At 58.8% G+C, this 16,328-nt stretch carries 16 protein-coding genes; 12 read left to right on the top strand and 4 right to left on the bottom strand.

Features of this window, described 5'->3' with window-relative positions; all coding sequences use genetic code 11:
- The first annotated feature begins 14 nt into the window (after window positions 1-14).
- The 9 genes from P5704_000915 (at window position 15) to P5704_000875 (ending at window position 10,431) form a co-directional block, all read left to right on the top strand.
- Window positions 15-1,967 carry an ABC-three component system protein gene (locus tag P5704_000915; GenBank protein ID WOF79098.1) on the top strand — a complete coding sequence of 651 codons (1,953 nt, stop codon included), beginning with the start codon at window positions 15-17 and terminating at the stop codon, window positions 1,965-1,967.
- Between the two features lie 2 nt (window positions 1,968-1,969).
- Window positions 1,970-2,563 carry an ABC-three component system middle component 1 gene (locus tag P5704_000910; protein ID WOF79097.1) on the top strand — a complete coding sequence of 198 codons (594 nt, stop codon included), beginning with the start codon at window positions 1,970-1,972 and terminating at the stop codon, window positions 2,561-2,563.
- Window positions 2,560-3,360, top strand: coding sequence for an AAA family ATPase (locus tag P5704_000905; protein ID WOF79096.1), 801 nt, complete (start codon window positions 2,560-2,562; stop codon window positions 3,358-3,360). Before P5704_000910 ends, P5704_000905 begins: the two co-directional genes overlap by 4 nt.
- The gene (locus tag P5704_000900) at window positions 3,354-5,552 is read left to right on the top strand and encodes a chromosome segregation protein SMC (protein WOF79095.1); all 2,199 of its coding nucleotides are present in this window, start codon (window positions 3,354-3,356) and stop codon (window positions 5,550-5,552) included. Before P5704_000905 ends, P5704_000900 begins: the two co-directional genes overlap by 7 nt.
- Before the next feature lie 428 nt (window positions 5,553-5,980).
- Entirely contained in the window at window positions 5,981-6,808 is an 828-nt protein-coding gene (gene phnC, locus P5704_000895; protein WOF79094.1) for a phosphonate ABC transporter ATP-binding protein, read from the top strand.
- Complete coding sequence (gene phnD, locus P5704_000890; protein ID WOF79093.1) at window positions 6,805-7,668, top strand: phosphate/phosphite/phosphonate ABC transporter substrate-binding protein; 864 nt, start codon at window positions 6,805-6,807, stop codon at window positions 7,666-7,668. The genes phnC and phnD overlap by 4 nt, the downstream gene beginning before the upstream one ends.
- Window positions 7,669-7,676: 8 nt before the next feature.
- Entirely contained in the window at window positions 7,677-8,504 is an 828-nt protein-coding gene (gene phnE / locus P5704_000885) for a phosphonate ABC transporter, permease protein PhnE (protein WOF79092.1), read from the top strand.
- Window positions 8,505-8,512: 8 nt separating this feature from the next.
- A complete protein-coding gene (gene ptxD / locus P5704_000880) occupies window positions 8,513-9,523 on the top strand; it encodes a phosphonate dehydrogenase PtxD (protein ID WOF79091.1) in 1,011 nt (336 codons plus the stop codon).
- Window positions 9,517-10,431: a LysR family transcriptional regulator gene (locus P5704_000875; GenBank protein WOF79090.1), complete on the top strand. Its 915-nt coding sequence runs from the start codon at window positions 9,517-9,519 to the stop codon at window positions 10,429-10,431. Before ptxD ends, P5704_000875 begins: the two co-directional genes overlap by 7 nt.
- Here the strand turns inward: P5704_000875 and P5704_000870 are convergent.
- Both P5704_000870 and P5704_000865 read right to left on the bottom strand, forming a co-directional pair.
- Window positions 10,428-11,027, bottom strand: a complete 600-nt coding sequence (locus P5704_000870; GenBank protein ID WOF81142.1) for an inositol monophosphatase family protein — start codon at window positions 11,025-11,027, stop codon at window positions 10,428-10,430. The two genes, P5704_000875 and P5704_000870, sit on opposite strands and share 4 nt — an antisense overlap.
- Window positions 11,028-11,266: 239 nt before the next feature.
- Window positions 11,267-11,716 carry a hypothetical protein gene (locus P5704_000865; protein WOF79089.1) on the bottom strand — a complete coding sequence of 150 codons (450 nt, stop codon included), beginning with the start codon at window positions 11,714-11,716 and terminating at the stop codon, window positions 11,267-11,269.
- 85 nt (window positions 11,717-11,801) lie between these two features.
- Here P5704_000865 and P5704_000860 point away from each other — a divergent pair, with 85 nt between their 5' ends.
- Entirely contained in the window at window positions 11,802-12,092 is a 291-nt protein-coding gene (locus tag P5704_000860) for a helix-turn-helix transcriptional regulator (GenBank protein WOF79088.1), read from the top strand.
- Window positions 12,093-12,508: 416 nt separating this feature from the next.
- Here the strand turns inward: P5704_000860 and rnhA are convergent, their stop codons facing one another.
- Window positions 12,509-12,964: a ribonuclease HI gene (gene rnhA / locus P5704_000855; GenBank protein ID WOF79087.1), complete on the bottom strand. Its 456-nt coding sequence runs from the start codon at window positions 12,962-12,964 to the stop codon at window positions 12,509-12,511.
- A gap of 38 nt (window positions 12,965-13,002) precedes the next feature.
- The gene (locus tag P5704_000850) at window positions 13,003-13,773 is read right to left on the bottom strand and encodes a methyltransferase domain-containing protein (protein ID WOF79086.1); all 771 of its coding nucleotides are present in this window, start codon (window positions 13,771-13,773) and stop codon (window positions 13,003-13,005) included.
- Window positions 13,774-13,882: 109 nt separating this feature from the next.
- Between P5704_000850 and gloB the strand changes: the two genes are divergently transcribed.
- On the top strand, window positions 13,883-14,662 hold the full coding sequence (gene gloB / locus P5704_000845) for a hydroxyacylglutathione hydrolase (GenBank protein WOF79085.1): 780 nt from the start codon (window positions 13,883-13,885) through the stop codon (window positions 14,660-14,662).
- 100 nt (window positions 14,663-14,762) lie between these two features.
- Complete coding sequence (locus tag P5704_000840; protein WOF79084.1) at window positions 14,763-16,319, top strand: LysM peptidoglycan-binding domain-containing protein; 1,557 nt, start codon at window positions 14,763-14,765, stop codon at window positions 16,317-16,319.
- The last annotated feature ends 9 nt before the right edge of the window (window positions 16,320-16,328 follow it).

Raw genomic sequence — 16,328 nt, 5'->3', positions numbered from 1 at the left:
TGAAGGGATTCAGAATGATCCGAAGGTTCCGGCTTGAGCAAAAAGGCCGCTACGAGAAGCTGGTAATAGCTCAACGTTTGTCGGACATGGTGGACAACTACCTGGATGGGCGCCCTGCACCGTTGCTGATCGGTGCCGAACAAGGTGGTATCGGCGAATGGGATGACGTGGTCATCTACCATGCGGATGAGCATTATGAGCACTTCCAGATCAAGCGGCAGACGACCCCCTTCAGCGATAAGCACATCGATAAAGCCGACTACATAAAGTCCTATAAACCCAAGGCCGGCAACAAGGCAGCAGCAAGTGCAACGCCAGTTGTCCCGTCCGATAGCGCCATCGACTCTGAGCTCGATAAGGCCATGAAGAGCTTGTCTGCCTGGAGTCTCACACCCCAGTCCAAGCAGCCGCCAGTCCGCGCTTTTTCACTCATCCTGCTCGGCCTGGAAGTTGTCATCAAGGGCAAGCCAAGTGACTCCATCACCGCCAATCACCTGCACGAGTTTTGTCGACTCTGCAAGCAGGACGGTCTTGATCTGGCTGCCCTATCTAGCCGCCCCGATACCCCAACGCAAAACGTCTATAAATGGTTGACGACCTGGTGTGGCTTTACCGACTGGGATCATGTTCGACAAACCATGCGGACACTTACGATCCATGCCGTAGGGAGCGAAGAGAACCTTGAAGAGCGTGCGTGCGAGTCGTTAGGACGGCACTTTAATGATTCGCGGGCAACCCTTGAGAAGCTAGTGGGGTACATTTCTACAAGTACCACGGATGTTAACGCCATCAGCTGTCATGCGATGGCTAACCATCTCAAAGACGCACGCCGGTCAGATGCTGTGACTTGGACGCAATACCTCATGAGGCCGCAGGCTGGATCCAGTTGGATGGTCGCCGGTACCCACAGCTTGAATGGTACGACGAGCTTGCCAGCGGCCCATGCTGCCGCGGAAGTTGTCGGTCACCACTGGACAGCGGGCGGTAACAACAGAAGGCTGCGGTTGCACGCTACCTATTGCCCGCCTACGCCAAATACCGTGGCCCTCCACTCGGCCATCCTTCGGCTGGCCCTGCACTTGAAGAGCGGGAGCCATTGCCTGCTTCTGGGTGAGCCGCTTTGGCGCCAAGGCGCTGGGAACGAGTTGGGTAGAACGCTTGGGATCAGCGAGAGTGATCTTGATGAGCTTCCTTGGATAGACAATTCAGAGGCGCTGTCCTGCGCGTCGGGTCGCGAAATCTCGTCGATCCTGGAGGCGCGAGATGAATCTTCAGCACTTCACCGGGCAATGAACAATCTTGTGTGGGAGCAGCTACAAGCCCGCATCACGGCCAGGTTGAACTCGGTATCCGACATGCCATTACTGGCAGCATTGGAACCGAAGTGGCGCTCTTGGGCCGCTGAGCTAACAGCCGACGCCGCTGCGCGTGAGTCACTGTTAGAACAACTCATGTACCCCAAAACAGAAGGCTTAGACGGGAAACACGCGCTGCGCGTCGGGCCTCGTACTGCAGACCTGCTGGAAACCGCCATTCTGATGCTGCTTCTGGTTTGCGTCGCAATCGGTAACGACGATGGCAATTGGCGCGAAATCCCTGACGTTGGGGATGTTCTCAGCATTGCATTGCAGAACTGGTCAGGCGCTTCAGGCGATCACAGTGGCGCCAGGCCTGTTGCCGATGACCTGATGGCCATTTTGGGGCCTTCGCCAGCGTCGGTAGTCATTCTCGCGGGAGTCGAAGGGTCTCCCACGAGCCTACTCGAGTCCGGTATGGCTGATGATTTTGAGACCAGTAACAGCATGGCGGCTGAGCGCCAGCCCAGATTGCTGGTGACACGATTTGGGGTGCTCAAGCACTTGCGTAACGGGACACTCGCCCAGCTAAAGCAGCAATTCCAACGTCATTGGGATGCTTGGCGCGACGCGCGTGAAGCAGCAATCGAAGCTTATAGGGAAGGACACTAATCATGCTGACACTGCAGGAAGTGGCTGGCGCAATCATTCAGCGTGTAGAGGGTCGGTATGACGTGTGTCCCCGGGACGTAACGGAGCTAATGCTGCCTGAGGTCGACTACGACTCGCATGTTCTTCGACTCAAGCGCTCCCACATCGAACGGGCGGGCTGGCGGACGGTTCTGCTCATCGAGCTTCCACTGACGGCCCTTCAGGCAGCCAACCAGTGGGCAGCCGATGTCCGGGATGTGCTGCCCGAACCTGAGACTGCAGACCTCTATATGTTTCTGATGATCAGCGGTATCGCCAAGGATGACGCTGCACGGATTGAGACGGATGACAGATTTTGCCGCAAGGTTGTTGTGCGCGAATCTGAAGCAGCTGGTGATTTTCTTAACCGGACATTCTTGGCGGCCTTGGATCCCGCTGGCGATGTCGAGACGCTGAGCGATCCATTGGTGTCGGCGCTGAACACGCTGTCCAATGCATACCCTTGGTCTGCTCCACACATCGCTGCTTGGAAAACGCAGTTTCTGACCAACCAAAACGGAGCGGATGTGGTGCGTGTTCTTACCGACTCGCTGGGTGAAAGCGAGGTTCAGTCGTGAGCAAGTTGAATTCAATCACCCTGTCGAACCTGCGCAAATTCGGGTCGGAAGTCACCATCGAGCTGAGTCCCGGAGCGACTATTTTGCTCGCGCCCAATGGTACTGGCAAAACAACGGTATTTGAGGCGATCGAGTTTGGCCTAACCGGGAAAATCGCGCGTCTCCGTGACGACCTTGCCCACATCATTCGTGATGATCAGGCGGCAGCGACAGTCAGTCTGAGTTTTTCTGAGTTAACTGCGACATCACGCGTGACTGCAGCGGGCGAGGTCAGCCGGGACGGAGACTTGAGCAGCGTCTTCCCTAATGTGTCTGCAAATGACATCCCATTCTTGCTGCGTCTAACTCACCTCTTGGATCAGAGGGAGAACGGGTGGATCGTTAATGCAGAAGAAAAGGAAGCCGGAACCCAGTTGGCGAAGCTGCCGATTGGTCGCGACGGTTCTAAAGCTCGCGCCAACCTCGCTGCCGTTCGACGGTCGCTGACGGAGCAAAAAGCCCGTGCGGAAGAAGTGTTGATTGGGCATGAGACTGATTTGAGCGAGTGGACTCGCCTACTTCAGGAGCGTGACATAGCTGCTGCCGGTGCAGTAGGTGCATTACGACCGCTCGATCGAATTGCCGACGCTCTCTCTGACGCTGCAAACCAGACGCAAAGCCTGAGCCAGATTCCACCTGGCTTATTGACCGGGCCTGCAAGCCAGGAGGGGCTGACGATTGCACACTCCGCACTGACCGAGATCTTGCAAGGGAAGGTCGAACGGACTCGGGCGCATATTCAAGCCTTGCCTTGGTAAACGATCTTGTTGAAAGCTTTGTTGCGGCGCAGGAGCAGCTCGAAAAGCTCAATGAAGACCTCGCGGCAGCTAGTCAGACACTCGATAAACACGCGAACACGAGGGCTGACGGCAATGCCGCCTTGCAGGAGCATCAGGCCAGTATCCACTCTGCACAGCAAGAACTTACCAGCATCGGGCAGCAACTTGAGCGTCTGATTGGAGAAACCACTGCAAAACAGGAGATCGCTCACCGAAATGACGCGTTGACGTCAGCGATTGCTGCCCTACGCGAGGCTGAAGAAAATTCTCGTGTACTTCGCGAGCAGCATGAGCGCAACCAACGGGTTCGCAACCAGCATGCTCAGATTGACGCCCAGCTTCATGGCATCAACCAGACTGAGCAGCGCTTGGAGGCGAGCCGTCTAATGCTTGCCGACTGGCAGGCCACTGAGCAGCAAATCAGCGAGGTTGTTCAGCAAATCACGGATCTCGGAGTGCTCATCGATAAACAGAGCATCGATCGGGATGCCGAACGTTCCTCGTATGAGACGTGTAAAGCTGCGGAGGCCACTGCCCGATCATTTTATGAGATGCTCAGTTCTTCCGCCGACGCAATCCGTCAGGCCGTTGCATCCATAGCGCAACATCTTCCCGCTGACCAAGATCAATGCCCGCTTTGCCTGGAGCCGCATGGTGCAACCAAGCTTCAGTCCCGTGTGGCTCAAGCCCTTGAAGCGATCAATCCGAGTTTGACTGCAGCTGAGCAGCGATTGCGAGCTGCTGTGGAAGCGTTGACGGCCAGTGAGGTCGCGGTTGAGAAAGCGCAGCAAGCACTAGACTTCAGCCGAATGGAGCTGGGTGCTTTGGAGTCCAGCCGCCAGGATCTGGGAAGACGAGTTGCGCAGTTTCGTACCGATCCGATTTTGGCTAGTGACTCGCTCCCATTGGCAAGGGAGTCGCTCAGGCAGCAACTCGATAGTATTGCTCCTGCCAAAAAGCGTTTGACTGATCAGCGAGCGGCTTTGGACGCTCTCCCTTCCCCTGAAGCCTTTGAACAAACCGAGGGGGCCTTCAACTCGGCACAGCAGATGCTCGACTTGGCCCGAGTTCAACAGAGCGAAGCGTCTACGCGGCTGGATCAAGCAGTTGCCGCACTGGCCGCGCTCACCTCTGGAGAACCGCTGGCTCGTACGCTTGAGCAACTCACTGCAGAAAAAGCGCAGCTGGAACAGCAGATCAGCGATCTGAACGGGAAGGTTGAGACTGTGCAATCCGCCCTAGACACCCAGCAGCATCAGTTGGTTGAGTCATTAACCGCAGTCAAGGAGATCGAGGAAGAAATCCGAAGGGTTCAAACGCTCCTTCTTCAAATCCGCGCGAGCTGGCAAGAGCAGGATTTGACCGGCGACCCACTTGCGGAAGCTGCGCAGGCCCGTGAAGCGACACTGCGCGCTACGTTGACCCTCCTGGAGGGGTATGTTTCAGCACTCGAAGGCATTGGGGTGGAGATCTCTGCTTGGGCCAAGCTGAACGATTCACAACTGGCTCAGCGGTTGATTGATGCTCAGCGTCTTGACCGATCAGAAGAGGCCTTCGAAGCGTACCTCAATGACAGCATCAACGCGGCACGCTCCAGCTTCTTGCAGTTGTCCTTGATCTCGGACGCGATGGATTTGCTGGACGGCTCACTCAAGAAAGAAATTGAGAATGTTCAGAAGCATGTCGGCAAGGTGGTACCCCGCTGGCAGGCGCTGCTAAAGCGTGTCGTGCGAGAGTCCAGGTTCCACGAGGCAAGCCTGAAATTCTTCAACTCGTATAACAAGGATCGTGCCGGCGTTTCTGTACCGCTTGGCAATAAAGCGGTACCGGTACCTGATATCGCGAGTGAGGCACAGTTGACGGATCTTCAACTGACCTTCCTGCTCTCAATGGCGATGAGTCATCAGTGGTCTCCTTGGAAAGCACTGTTATTGGATGACCCGACTCAGCATCACGACCTGGTACATGCCTCTGCGGTTTTCGATTTGCTGCGTGACTACATCGTTGATCATGGTTTCCAGGTCGTTATCGCTACCCATGATGCTCTGCAGGCTCGTTACTTCATGCGCAAGCTGCAAAACGACGGAATTGAGGCCAAGATCTGGACGCTCGTGCCGACTGAAGATGGCGTCACTGCGCAAGCAGGGAGCTGGAAACAGCGCATTCAATAATGCAGATATCTTTCCGGGCCTTGATTTAAATGTAAGCTGGGCGCAAGCCAAGTCCTCACGGAGGTTGGCTTTCGCGCAGCGGTAGGTACGCATCTATAGATCCGCCATCTTGGGGCCGAAACAGCTCTTGGGGTATGACTGCTTCTGGCCGCTAGTGTGCGCTCTCTTGCTTGGATGGCATTACGTTCTGGCCCAACGTTACTGTAGCGAATCCGCAGCAGTATCAATCAAAGCCTCCTGTATCCCGCGTGAAGAAAGACGCTACGTTGCGCCCGTTCTTCCACGGCTTCGCTTGCCGCCCCGCTACGGCAGATTCGAAGCATTCATCGAAATGTCATCATTTAGAAGCAGTGCGTTAACAAGGAATTTCTACCCTTTGCATCGCGAACCGCAATTGTGCGGCCAGCAAATTTGCGAAAGGTGATCAAATGACGCCCCATCCGATACAGGACGCCGTGCTGCGGGTCGACCGGTTGAGCGTCGTCTACCCAGGCGGCGTGACAGCCCTACGCGATACCTCGATTGCATTTCGGCGTGGTGAGTTCACCGTGCTGCTTGGTCTCTCGGGCGCAGGCAAGTCGACCTTGCTCCGTAGCCTCAATCGACTCGTCACGCCCACTCGCGGCAGTGTCACCAGCGAGCTCGGTGAGCTCGGCAGCGGCTCGGCCTTGCGTCAGCATCGTCGGCGTACCGCCATGATCTTTCAGCACCACCAGCTAATCGAACGTCAAAGTGCACTGGCTAATGTGCTTACCGGTCGGCTGGCCTTTCACAACACGCTCCGCTCGCTGTTTCCTCTGCCGCGTGCCGATCAGGAGATTGCGCTCAGTTGCCTCGCTCGGGTCGGTCTGGCAGACAAGGCGCTAAGCCGGGTGGACAAACTGTCCGGTGGCCAGCAGCAGCGGGTAGGCATCGCGCGTGCGCTAGCGCAACAGCCCGCGATCATTCTTGCCGATGAGCCGGTAGCCAGTCTCGACCCGGCCACTTCGGTCCGTGTTCTCGGACTGCTGCGCGACATCTGCAAGGAAGACGGCATCACCGCCATCGTTTCGCTGCATCAACTCGAATATGCCCGCCGCTTCGCCGATCGCGTCGTCGGGCTGGCCGATTCTCAGATCGTTTTCGATGCCGCGCCCTCGGAACTCACCGATGCGCAGCTTGAGCGCATCTATGCAGGCCGCTCTACGACTCAGCCAGCAACTGCTCCGGCTGAAACCCCTGTCATGCTCGCACCTTCACTGGAGATGTCCCGATGAAACGCTTATCCGCTCTCTTATTGACCTGTTTGCTGTCCGCTGTTTCAAGTCTGTCCGCCGTAGCGGCCGATGCCGATCCGGATGTGCTAAAGGTTGCGCTGCTGCCGGACGAAAACGCCTCGGAGTTGATCAAGCGAAACCAGCCGCTGAAGGATTATCTGGAAGAGCATCTGGACAAGAAGGTGCAGCTGATCGTAACCACCGACTATTCCTCGATGATTGAGGCGATGCGCTTTGGCCGTATCGACCTGGCGTATTTCGGTCCGCTGTCCTACGTCATGGCCAAAAGCAAAAGCGACATCGAGCCCTTCGCTGCCATGGTCATCGACGGCAAGCCGACCTATCGCTCAGTGATTATCGCCAATGTGGCGTCAGGCGTGAATGAGTATGCCGACCTTAAGGGCAAGAAGATGGCCTATGGTGACCGGGCATCGACGTCCAGCCATCTGATTCCCAAAACCGTGCTTCTTGAGACGGCCGAGCTGACGGGTGGGCAGGACTACGAACAACATTTTGTGGGCACGCATGACGCCGTTGCCGTCAACGTGGCGAACGGAAACGCCGATGCGGGTGGGCTGTCGGAGGTAATTTTCAATCAAGTAGCCGAACGTGGCCTAATCGATCCGAGCAAGGTGAAAGTACTTGGTTACAGCGGCGAATATCCCCAATACCCCTGGGCGATGCGCTCGAACCTGAGCCCCGAGCTGAAAACCAAGGTGCGGGATGTATTCGTCGGTATCGACGATCCCGAAGTGCTGCGCAACTTCAAAGCCGAGGCCTTCGCGCCAATCACCGACGCCGACTACGATGTGATTCGCAACATGGGATCGCTGCTCGGCCTCGACTTCGCCACGATGTGAGCACCGATATGTCTACTCATCATGACGTGCAGGCGCTGCCTGCAGAGCAACGCGAGCACATCCTTCGAGGCTTCGGCCTCGGTTGGTGGCGCCAGCTGGGGCAGGTGGCAATTGTACTCGGAGTGGTGCTGTTGGCCTGCTGGTACGTGGGGCTGCTCGATGCCACCACGCTGCTGAACGGGCTGCCCTCCATCGCGACCCTGGCAGGCGAGGCCATGCCGCCAGACTTTTCGGGCTATCGAAGCTGGATTCGCCCGTTGATCGACACGCTGGCGATGAGCATCGCCGGCACGGCCATCGCAGTGGTGTTCTCGCTGGTGGTGGCCTTCGTTGCAGCGCGCAATACGGCGCCGCACCCCCTTGTGTTCGGTGTTGCCCGGGTGCTGCTCAATGCCCTGCGGTCGGTGCCGGAGCTGATCATGGGCATCATCTTCGTTGCAGCCGTAGGGTTCGGCGCCTTGCCGGGCGTGCTTGCCCTGGGTCTGCATTCGATCGGCATGGTCGGCAAGTTCTTCGCCGAGGCCATCGAGCACGTCGACGAAGCGCCGGTGGAAGCCGCTCGGGCGGCGGGGGCTACGCCGATGCAAGTGCTGCTGCACGCGGTTTTGCCACAGGTGACTCCGCAGTTCGCCGACGTGGCGATCTACCGCTGGGAATACAACTTTCGCGCCTCCACCGTGATGGGCATGGTTGGCGCCGGCGGTATCGGCTTCGAACTCATGGGCTCGCTGCGCATCATGCAGTACCAGGAGGTTGCAGCAATCCTGCTGGTCATCCTGGCCATGGTCACGCTAGTAGACGCCTTCAGTGGCGTGCTGCGCAAACGTTTCAAATAGGACAAACCATGCTGCCGAAACTCGTTATAACTCACCGAGTACACGATGAGATCCTGCAACTGCTGGCGCCACATTGCGAGCTGATGACCAACCAGAGCGACAGCACGCTGACGCGCGAGGAAATTCTGCGCCGCTGCCGCGATGCTCAGGCGATGATGGCGTTCATGCCCGATCGGGTCGATGCAGAATTTCTCCAAGCCTGCCCCGAGCTGCGTGTGGTCGGCTGCGCGCTCAAGGGCTTCGACAATTTCGATGTGGACGCCTGTACTGCCCGCGGGGTCTGGTTGACCTTCGTGCCTGATCTGTTGACGGTCCCGACTGCCGAGCTGGCGATCGGACTGGCGGTGGGGCTGGGGCGGCATCTGCGCGCAGCAGATGCGTTCGTCCGCTCTGGCGAGTTCCAGGGCTGGCAACCACAGTTCTACGGCACGGGGCTGGATAACGCGACGGTCGGCATCCTTGGCATGGGCGCCATCGGACAGGCCATGGCTGAGCGCTTGCAGGGATGGGGCGCGACCCTGCAGTACCACGAGGCGAAGGCTCTGGATACACAAACCGAGCAACGGCTCGGCCTGCGCCAGGTGGCGTGCAGCGAACTCTTCGCCAGCTCGGACTTCATCCTGCTGGCGCTTCCCTTGAATGCCGATACTGAGCATCTGGTCAACGCCGAGCTGCTTGCCCTCGTACGGCCGGGCGCTCTGCTTGTAAACCCCTGTCGTGGTTCGGTAGTGGATGAAGCCGCCGTGCTCGCGGCGCTTGAGCGAGGCCAGCTCGGCGGGTATGCGGCGGATGTATTCGAAATGGAAGACTGGGCTCGCGCGGACCGGCCGCGGCTGATCGATCCTGCGCTGCTCGCGCATCCGAATACGCTCTTCACTCCGCACATAGGGTCGGCAGTGCGCGCGGTGCGCCTGGAGATTGAACGTTGTGCAGCGCAGAGCATCATCCAGGCGTTGGCAGGTGCGCGCCCAATCAACGCTGCGAACCGTCTGCCCCAGGCCGAGCCTGCCGCATGTTGAATCCGGTCTGGCTGAAGAGCCTGGTAGCGATCGTTCAAACAGGCAGTTTTCAGAGCGCGGCGAGGGCGTTGGGGCTGGCCCAGCCGACGGTGTCGCAGCACTTGCAGAAGCTTGAAGAGCAGGTCGGCGTAACGCTGGTGCAGCGCAGTCGTAGAGGCTGCCAGCCTACCACACGTGCGCTGGCCTTCATGCCGCATGCGACCGCCTTGCTCGACATGCACGCCCGGGCGCTAGAAGCCCTGCATGGAAATAGTGAGCGCGTCGGGGCCAGCTCCAACATCGGCACCTACCTTCTCCAGCCATTCGTGCGCAGCTATCTGACGACCGCAAATGAGAGGGGCGAGGTGGATCTGCGCATCGCCGCCAACCCGGATGTGGCCGACCAGCTACTGGCGGGCCAGCTCGACGCCGCGATCATGGAATGGTGGCTACCTCACCCCGACTTCGAACACCGCCTCTGGCGGGTCGAGCCGCTGGTACTTATCGTCAGCCCCGACCATCCGCTGGCTGAAGCAGGGTGCATAGAACGCGATCGTCTGGTGGACCTGCCGATGCTGGGAGGTGAACCGGGTAGCGGTACCGGACGGCTTCTGACCGAATACTTTGGCGAGCTGGGCGTGCCTCGCAGCGGTATGCAGCTAGGCAGCACCGAGGCAGTCAAACAAGCAGTCAGGGCGGGACTCGGCGTGTCGTTGGTGATGGCTTCCGCAGTACAAGACGAAGTTCGCAGTGGCGCGCTGGTAGCTCTTCCCATCCCGGGGCTTGAAAAGCGTCTCCAACTGATCTGGCGCAAACCGCCCGGAAATCTGCACCCGCCGGGATTTGTGCGGCACTTATTGGCCGATAGCTACAACTCGCTAGAAGCTGTTATCAGCTACGCGCCCGCGATGCCTAATCTCACCGTCTAAGCGAAAACCTGACTCCAATCTCTATCTACTAGGACAGTGCATGCCTGCGGCGCTCCACCGAAACATCGACTCGAAACCTTTGAGAGCTTCGCAACAGAGTCATAGGTAATAGGTTCGCCAGATTGATTGATCAGGACGCCGCCAGCTCCCCGCAGAATTGCGTGTCCAGCCACCACATCATGAGCAGATACAGGAACAACTGAGACTGCCGCAACACCATCTCCAACGGCGACCGTAGCCAGTCGGTAGGCAATACTAGGCATCGGTAAGCACACAGAAGGAGCGCAAAGCGCTGCGTTGACCTCTGGCCTCGCCAAAGCTCCCGTACTTACCAGCACGTTGCTGTCCGCTCCTAGCTGGAGTGTACTAATCGAGCTTTTCAAAATCTGTCCATTTCTACTGATGCCGGCCAGCCCCTCGCACCAAGCGATACAGTCTGGTCCTCTCCCGTTCGTGACCGGCGCATGAACCACGCCGAGGACAGGCTCTGCCCCCCTCAATAGGCCGACAGAGAGCGCTGTCCCTCTGAAGCCCCGAAGGAAATCCCGGGTGCCGTCGTTAGGATCAACTACCCAACAATACTCAGCACCAGTCAATGTTGAGCCCGTTTCCTCCCCCAAAAATCGCAGTCCAGAGCAGCCAGAAGCTCTTCTCTCAGCAGGGCTTCAATCTCTACGTCGACCTCCGCCTTGTCCCCATATCCACGTGGACCCGATGCAAGCTCACATTCCGCTGCTAACAACTCTCCGGCGCCGAGAACAATCCGAATCGTGCAGTTCAAGAGATCAGTCAGAATCATGACGGGACCCTGTGTCATGCCTAAGCATGGGCTGCTTCAAGATTCAGCGACCGCGCTAGGCGCTGCCGAACAATATATTCTCGCCTTAGTTCCCCCTACCGCCCCTTCGTGGCGACTCTCCACGTAACACCTCCCCGTGCCGGTTTTGAACTCATAGCCAAACACCTGCTTTGCTTGATCGTGAACTTTCACCAGCTCGGTTAGCGGCTCCATGCTCCAGCTGTCCGTCCCGTTCAAGCGCGCAGGTACAACCAATGCGACCGACGCAATCTGCAGATCTGGAGACTGCTCCCCAAGAAGTGACTCAAAAGCATCCTCGTTCGGGATCAAGAGCATCGTGTCCCAGGACACACCATCGCTGGCTTCGCGAACCGTCACGTAGAACCATGGACGATGCTGCCTGTGCTCCACGTATTGCCACATTTGATAGTGGTCCCCAAATAGAGGCTCGAACGGGATTTCAGCATGCCTATAGGTAGTAAACATCTGTGGATACTCGAAATTAAGCTATATATAGCATAGCCGAATTATCACCAAGAAGGCTTCATCGTTCCCTTTGCGAGAGTGCAAAGTGGAACTGAACAAAGCACTTGGATTGGTAATGAAAGACATTCGGCAATCGCGCGGGCTGCCACAGGAGGGCCTTGGCCCAAGCCAGAGCTATATCAGTGCGCTTGAGCGAGGGAAGTGGAAAGCATCACTAGATAAGGTGGAGCAAATCGCAGGAATTTTGACCCTTCATCCCGCAACACTCCTTCTTCTCGCCTACCTGAGAAAGGACCCCTCGCTTGATGCGCAGGCGTTACTTTCGCAGATCCAAGCTGAGTTAGATGTCCATCAAAGCAACCTTGGTGCACGTTGAATTAAAACCCAAGGCAGGATCTAAAACCGCCGCAGTCAGATCGACACAGGTAGAAAACTGAAAACCCCAGCCTGAGACCGTCCCTGTAAGACCTCAAACCTAGGCCCAGGTGAGCCTCAGGCGCAAAAAGCATTGAGGCTTTTACCTTGCCTATGCATCATGACCTAATGGCGATGAGTATCTGAAACACTGGGGGTCGCCCCCCAAATCCAAAATGTAAACGATGGGCCCAATTAGAGGCGCACGGTTTACATTTTCCCCTGCCAGCTCTTAACGAAAGAAACTGATCCACCAAAACACCAGCCTTAAACCCGCATTTTTAGAGGAGTAGAGATCAAAAGAGGGGGCTCAGCGCACGTTTACAGTGATGCGCACTGGGTGGAACAGCACTACGCTGCGCATATCGTTCAGCTCACTTACACTATCGGTTGTCGTTTTGCCTGTACCACGCCGCGATTGGCCAGCAGGTCGGCGTGCTCGTTGCCGGGATGGCCGTTATGGCCGCGCACCCACTCCCAGCTCACCTGATGGCGGTTGACCTGCTCATCGAGCTGCTGCCAAAGGTCGGCATTCTTCACCGGCTGCTTGCTCGCGGTTTTCCAGCCGCGCTTCTTCCAGTTGGGCATCCAGTCGTTGATACCCTGCATGACGTACTGCGAGTCGGTCACCAGCCGGACTTTGCACGAGCGCTTCAGTTCGGCGAGCCCACGGATCGCCGCCATGAGCTCCATGCGATTGTTGGTGGTGTCGGGCTCGCCGCCCCAGAGCTCACGCTTGACACCCTTATAGATAAGCAGCGCCCCCCAGCCGCCCGGGCCGGGATTGCCCTTGCAGGCACCATCGGTGTAGATCTCGACCCAATCGTCGCTCATGTGGATTGCTTACTCTGTCTGCCGGCAGGCTCGGAACGTCAAGGGAGCCGGTGTTGTTCGGCTTCGCGGCGGCTGACTTTGGCGACTGGCATCGGTAATAGCTTGCCCATGCGTTCGCGGCGCTCCTGGCGCAAGGGCCGCAGGCCGATCATCAACTTGCGCGCCACCAACAGATAGAAACCGCCAGTTGGCGTCTGCAACTGCTGCCCGACGGACTCCAGACGAGACAACCGCACCTGCCAGTCGCTCGAAGAAAGCGGCGGACAATAGCATCCGAAGCGGCGTTTCTCCAGCGCGAATCCCAGCAGGTTCAACCAGTCTCCGACCCTTGAAGGACGAATGCAACGCGCCTGCCGGAACGCCTCGCGCGAGACCAGATGACGCAGGCCCCAGGCGCTCCAAGGGTTGATACCGACGATCAGCAGATGCCCGCCCGGACGAACGCCACGCGCCGCTTCGCGCAACAACCCATGGGGTGACAGGCTGAAATCCAATGCATGCTGCAGCACCACGACATCAGCGGCATGCTCGCCGAGCGGCCAGGCCTGCTCCTCGCAATGAATCTCCACGCCAGGCAGCGGCGCACCGAGGCGAACGCTGCGTTTGATGTTCTGTGGTTGCACCGGCTCGCCGCTGAACGGACCGTTGTGCACCAGGTAGCTGCCGAAACAACGCGCCAGCTCTTCGGTCAGGACTTGCTTCTCCTGAACCAGCAGCTGCTGGCCCAGCGGCCCCTCGAACCAGGCGGACGCCTCATTGATCATGGACAGCCAATGGTCGCTGCCTTGGGTGGACGGTCGATCGTTCATCGCTAGGCTCCGTTCGCTGCGCGATCTGCGCGGCGCTGAGTTCGCTCGGGTTCAACTTTCCCATGGGACTGCTAGGATGCGCCTTTGTCACTCAATTGGCGACCCGCCCATGTTGAAGATCGAAGCCCTGCCCGCCTTCACCGACAACTACATCTGGTTGCTTCTGGACGAGGCGGCCCAACGTTGCGCCGTCGTCGACCCCGGTGATGCCACGCCTGTCCTGAACTGGCTGCACGACCACCCGGGCTGGCGGCTCAGTGACATATTGATCACCCACCACCATCACGACCACGTCGGCGGCGTCGAACGGCTCAAGGCGCAGACCGCCGCGTGCGTTCATGGGCCGGCGACCGAGAACATTCCTGCGCGCGACGAGGCGTTGAGCGACGGCCAGCGTATTGAGATACTCGGGACGGCCTTGCAGGTCATCGCCGTCCCTGGCCATACGCTTGGCCATATCGCTTATTTCCATGCCGACCCCGTGCAGCCCTGGCTGCTCTGTGGCGATACGCTGTTCGCCGCCGGCTGCGGGCGTCTGTTCGAAGGCACGCCCGAGCAGATGTTCCGCTCGCTGCAGCGCCTGGCCGATACACCGGATAACACCCTCATTTACTGCGCCCACGAATACACGCTGAGCAATCTGCGCTTTGCTCGGGCGGTGGAGCCGGGCAACCCGGCCATTGAGAAACGCACACGCGAGGTGACCGAACTGCGCGAAGCGAACCGCTTCAGCCTGCCAAGCAGGATGGACATCGAGCGCGCGACCAACCCTTTTCTGCGTTGTGCTGTCGCGGCCGTCCAGCATGCGGCAAGCGAGCGCAGCGGCGGCCGGCTAGACAGCGACGTCGCGGTTTTCGCGGCTTTGCGCGCCTGGAAGGACGTCTTCTGACAAGGTCGACAGGTTCCCGAAACGGGGCATGCAACCTTGACCCCACCAGGGGGCGTTCCTAGAATCCCCCGAATTTTGTTTCCGGGGAAGATTCCAGCCAATGCCGCCAGCTCCCAAGAAACGCCTCGAACCGGACGCCTTGGCAGCCTCTGGTCGGGCGTTGGCTCTAGCCGTTTGCGTCGCCCTAGCGGGCTGTCAGAGCAACGCCGTGCGTGACGATGCACGTGATCGCGCAAGCCACACCGCGGCGCCTGTGGCACAAGAGCCCATCTGGCTGAACAATACCCCCATCATCACCGAACACCAGGACATCTGGGCGCGAATCCGCGAGGGTTACAAGCTTCAGGAGCATCTGGACAGCAACCCCCGCATCGAGCAACAGCGCCTGCTGTTCTCCAGCCGCCCAAGATCCATCGAAATCGCCAGCGAGCGCGGCAGCCCCTATATCCATTACATCGTCGAACGCCTCGAAGAGCGCGACATGCCGCTGGAACTGGCTCTGCTGCCGATCATCGAAAGCTCCTACGACCCCTTCGCCTATTCGCCCGCCCATGCCGTCGGGCTCTGGCAGTTCATTCCCGCCACCGGCCGGCACTTCAATCTACGGCAGACCAATTGGTACGACGGCCGCCGTGACATCACCGCCTCGACCAACGCAGCCCTGCGCTATCTGAGCTACCTGCACGGCCTGTTCAACGGCGACTGGCTGCTGGCACTGGCAGCCTACAACTCGGGTGAAGGCACCGTGAGCCGGGCCATCGAGCGCAACCAGAAACTGGGCCTGCCGACCGACTACTGGAACCTGCCATTGCCGCAGGAAACCCGCGACTACGTGCCGAAGCTGCTGGCCCTGTCGCAGTTGATCCAGGCACCCGAGGCCTATGGCATCAACCTCAACCCGATCGCCAACGAGCCCTATTTCGAAGTCATCGCGCTCAAGCAGCGCATGGACCTGGCGCGGGTCGCCAAGCTCGCCGACCTGGACGAGGACGAGCTCTACCAGCTGAATCCCGCCTTCACCCGCCGGATTACCCTGGACGGCCCGCAGCAGCTGCTGGTGCCAATGGAAAAGGCTGAAATGCTGGCAGCCAACCTGGCACTGATGAAACCGCAGGACCTGGTCGACTGGCAGCAATACCAGGTGCGCGCAGGAGACACCCTTGGCGTCATCGCCAACCGTCATCACCTGACCGTCAACATCATCCGCGATGTGAACCGATTGAAGAGCGACACACTGCGAATCGGGCAGGTCCTCAGCCTGCCAACCAGCGGTGACGCCGGCGCCTCGCGGGAGCTTCTGCACGCTGTAGCGCGTCAGCCAGCCGCAACGCCGCGCAGCTATCGGGTCAAATCCGGCGACAACCTCTGGGACATCGCCAAGGCTCAGCGTGTCTCGGTACGCGACCTGCAGCGCTGGAACGAGCTTTCCGGCAGCCAGCTCAAAGTGGGCCAGGCGCTGTTCCTGCAGGGGCCGGCGGTAGCCAAAGCCCAGAGCAAGGGAAATTCGCCTACCTATTACAAGGTGCAGAAAGGCGACTCGCTGTATCAGATCGCCAAGCGTTTCAACGTGCAGCTGAACAACCTGAAGACCTGGAACCCGAAAGGCACCAGCGTGCTGCGCCCCGGCCAGCTGCTGACGCTATACCTCGCCAACTAGCCGCTCGCC

It is taken from the genome of Pseudomonas sp. FeN3W (genome assembly GCA_030263805.2).
GTDB classification, from domain to species: Bacteria; Pseudomonadota; Gammaproteobacteria; order Pseudomonadales; family Pseudomonadaceae; genus Stutzerimonas; species Stutzerimonas stutzeri_G.
Note: the sequence above shows the minus strand (reverse complement) of the source record. Positions and strands in the feature narration are given on the sequence as shown.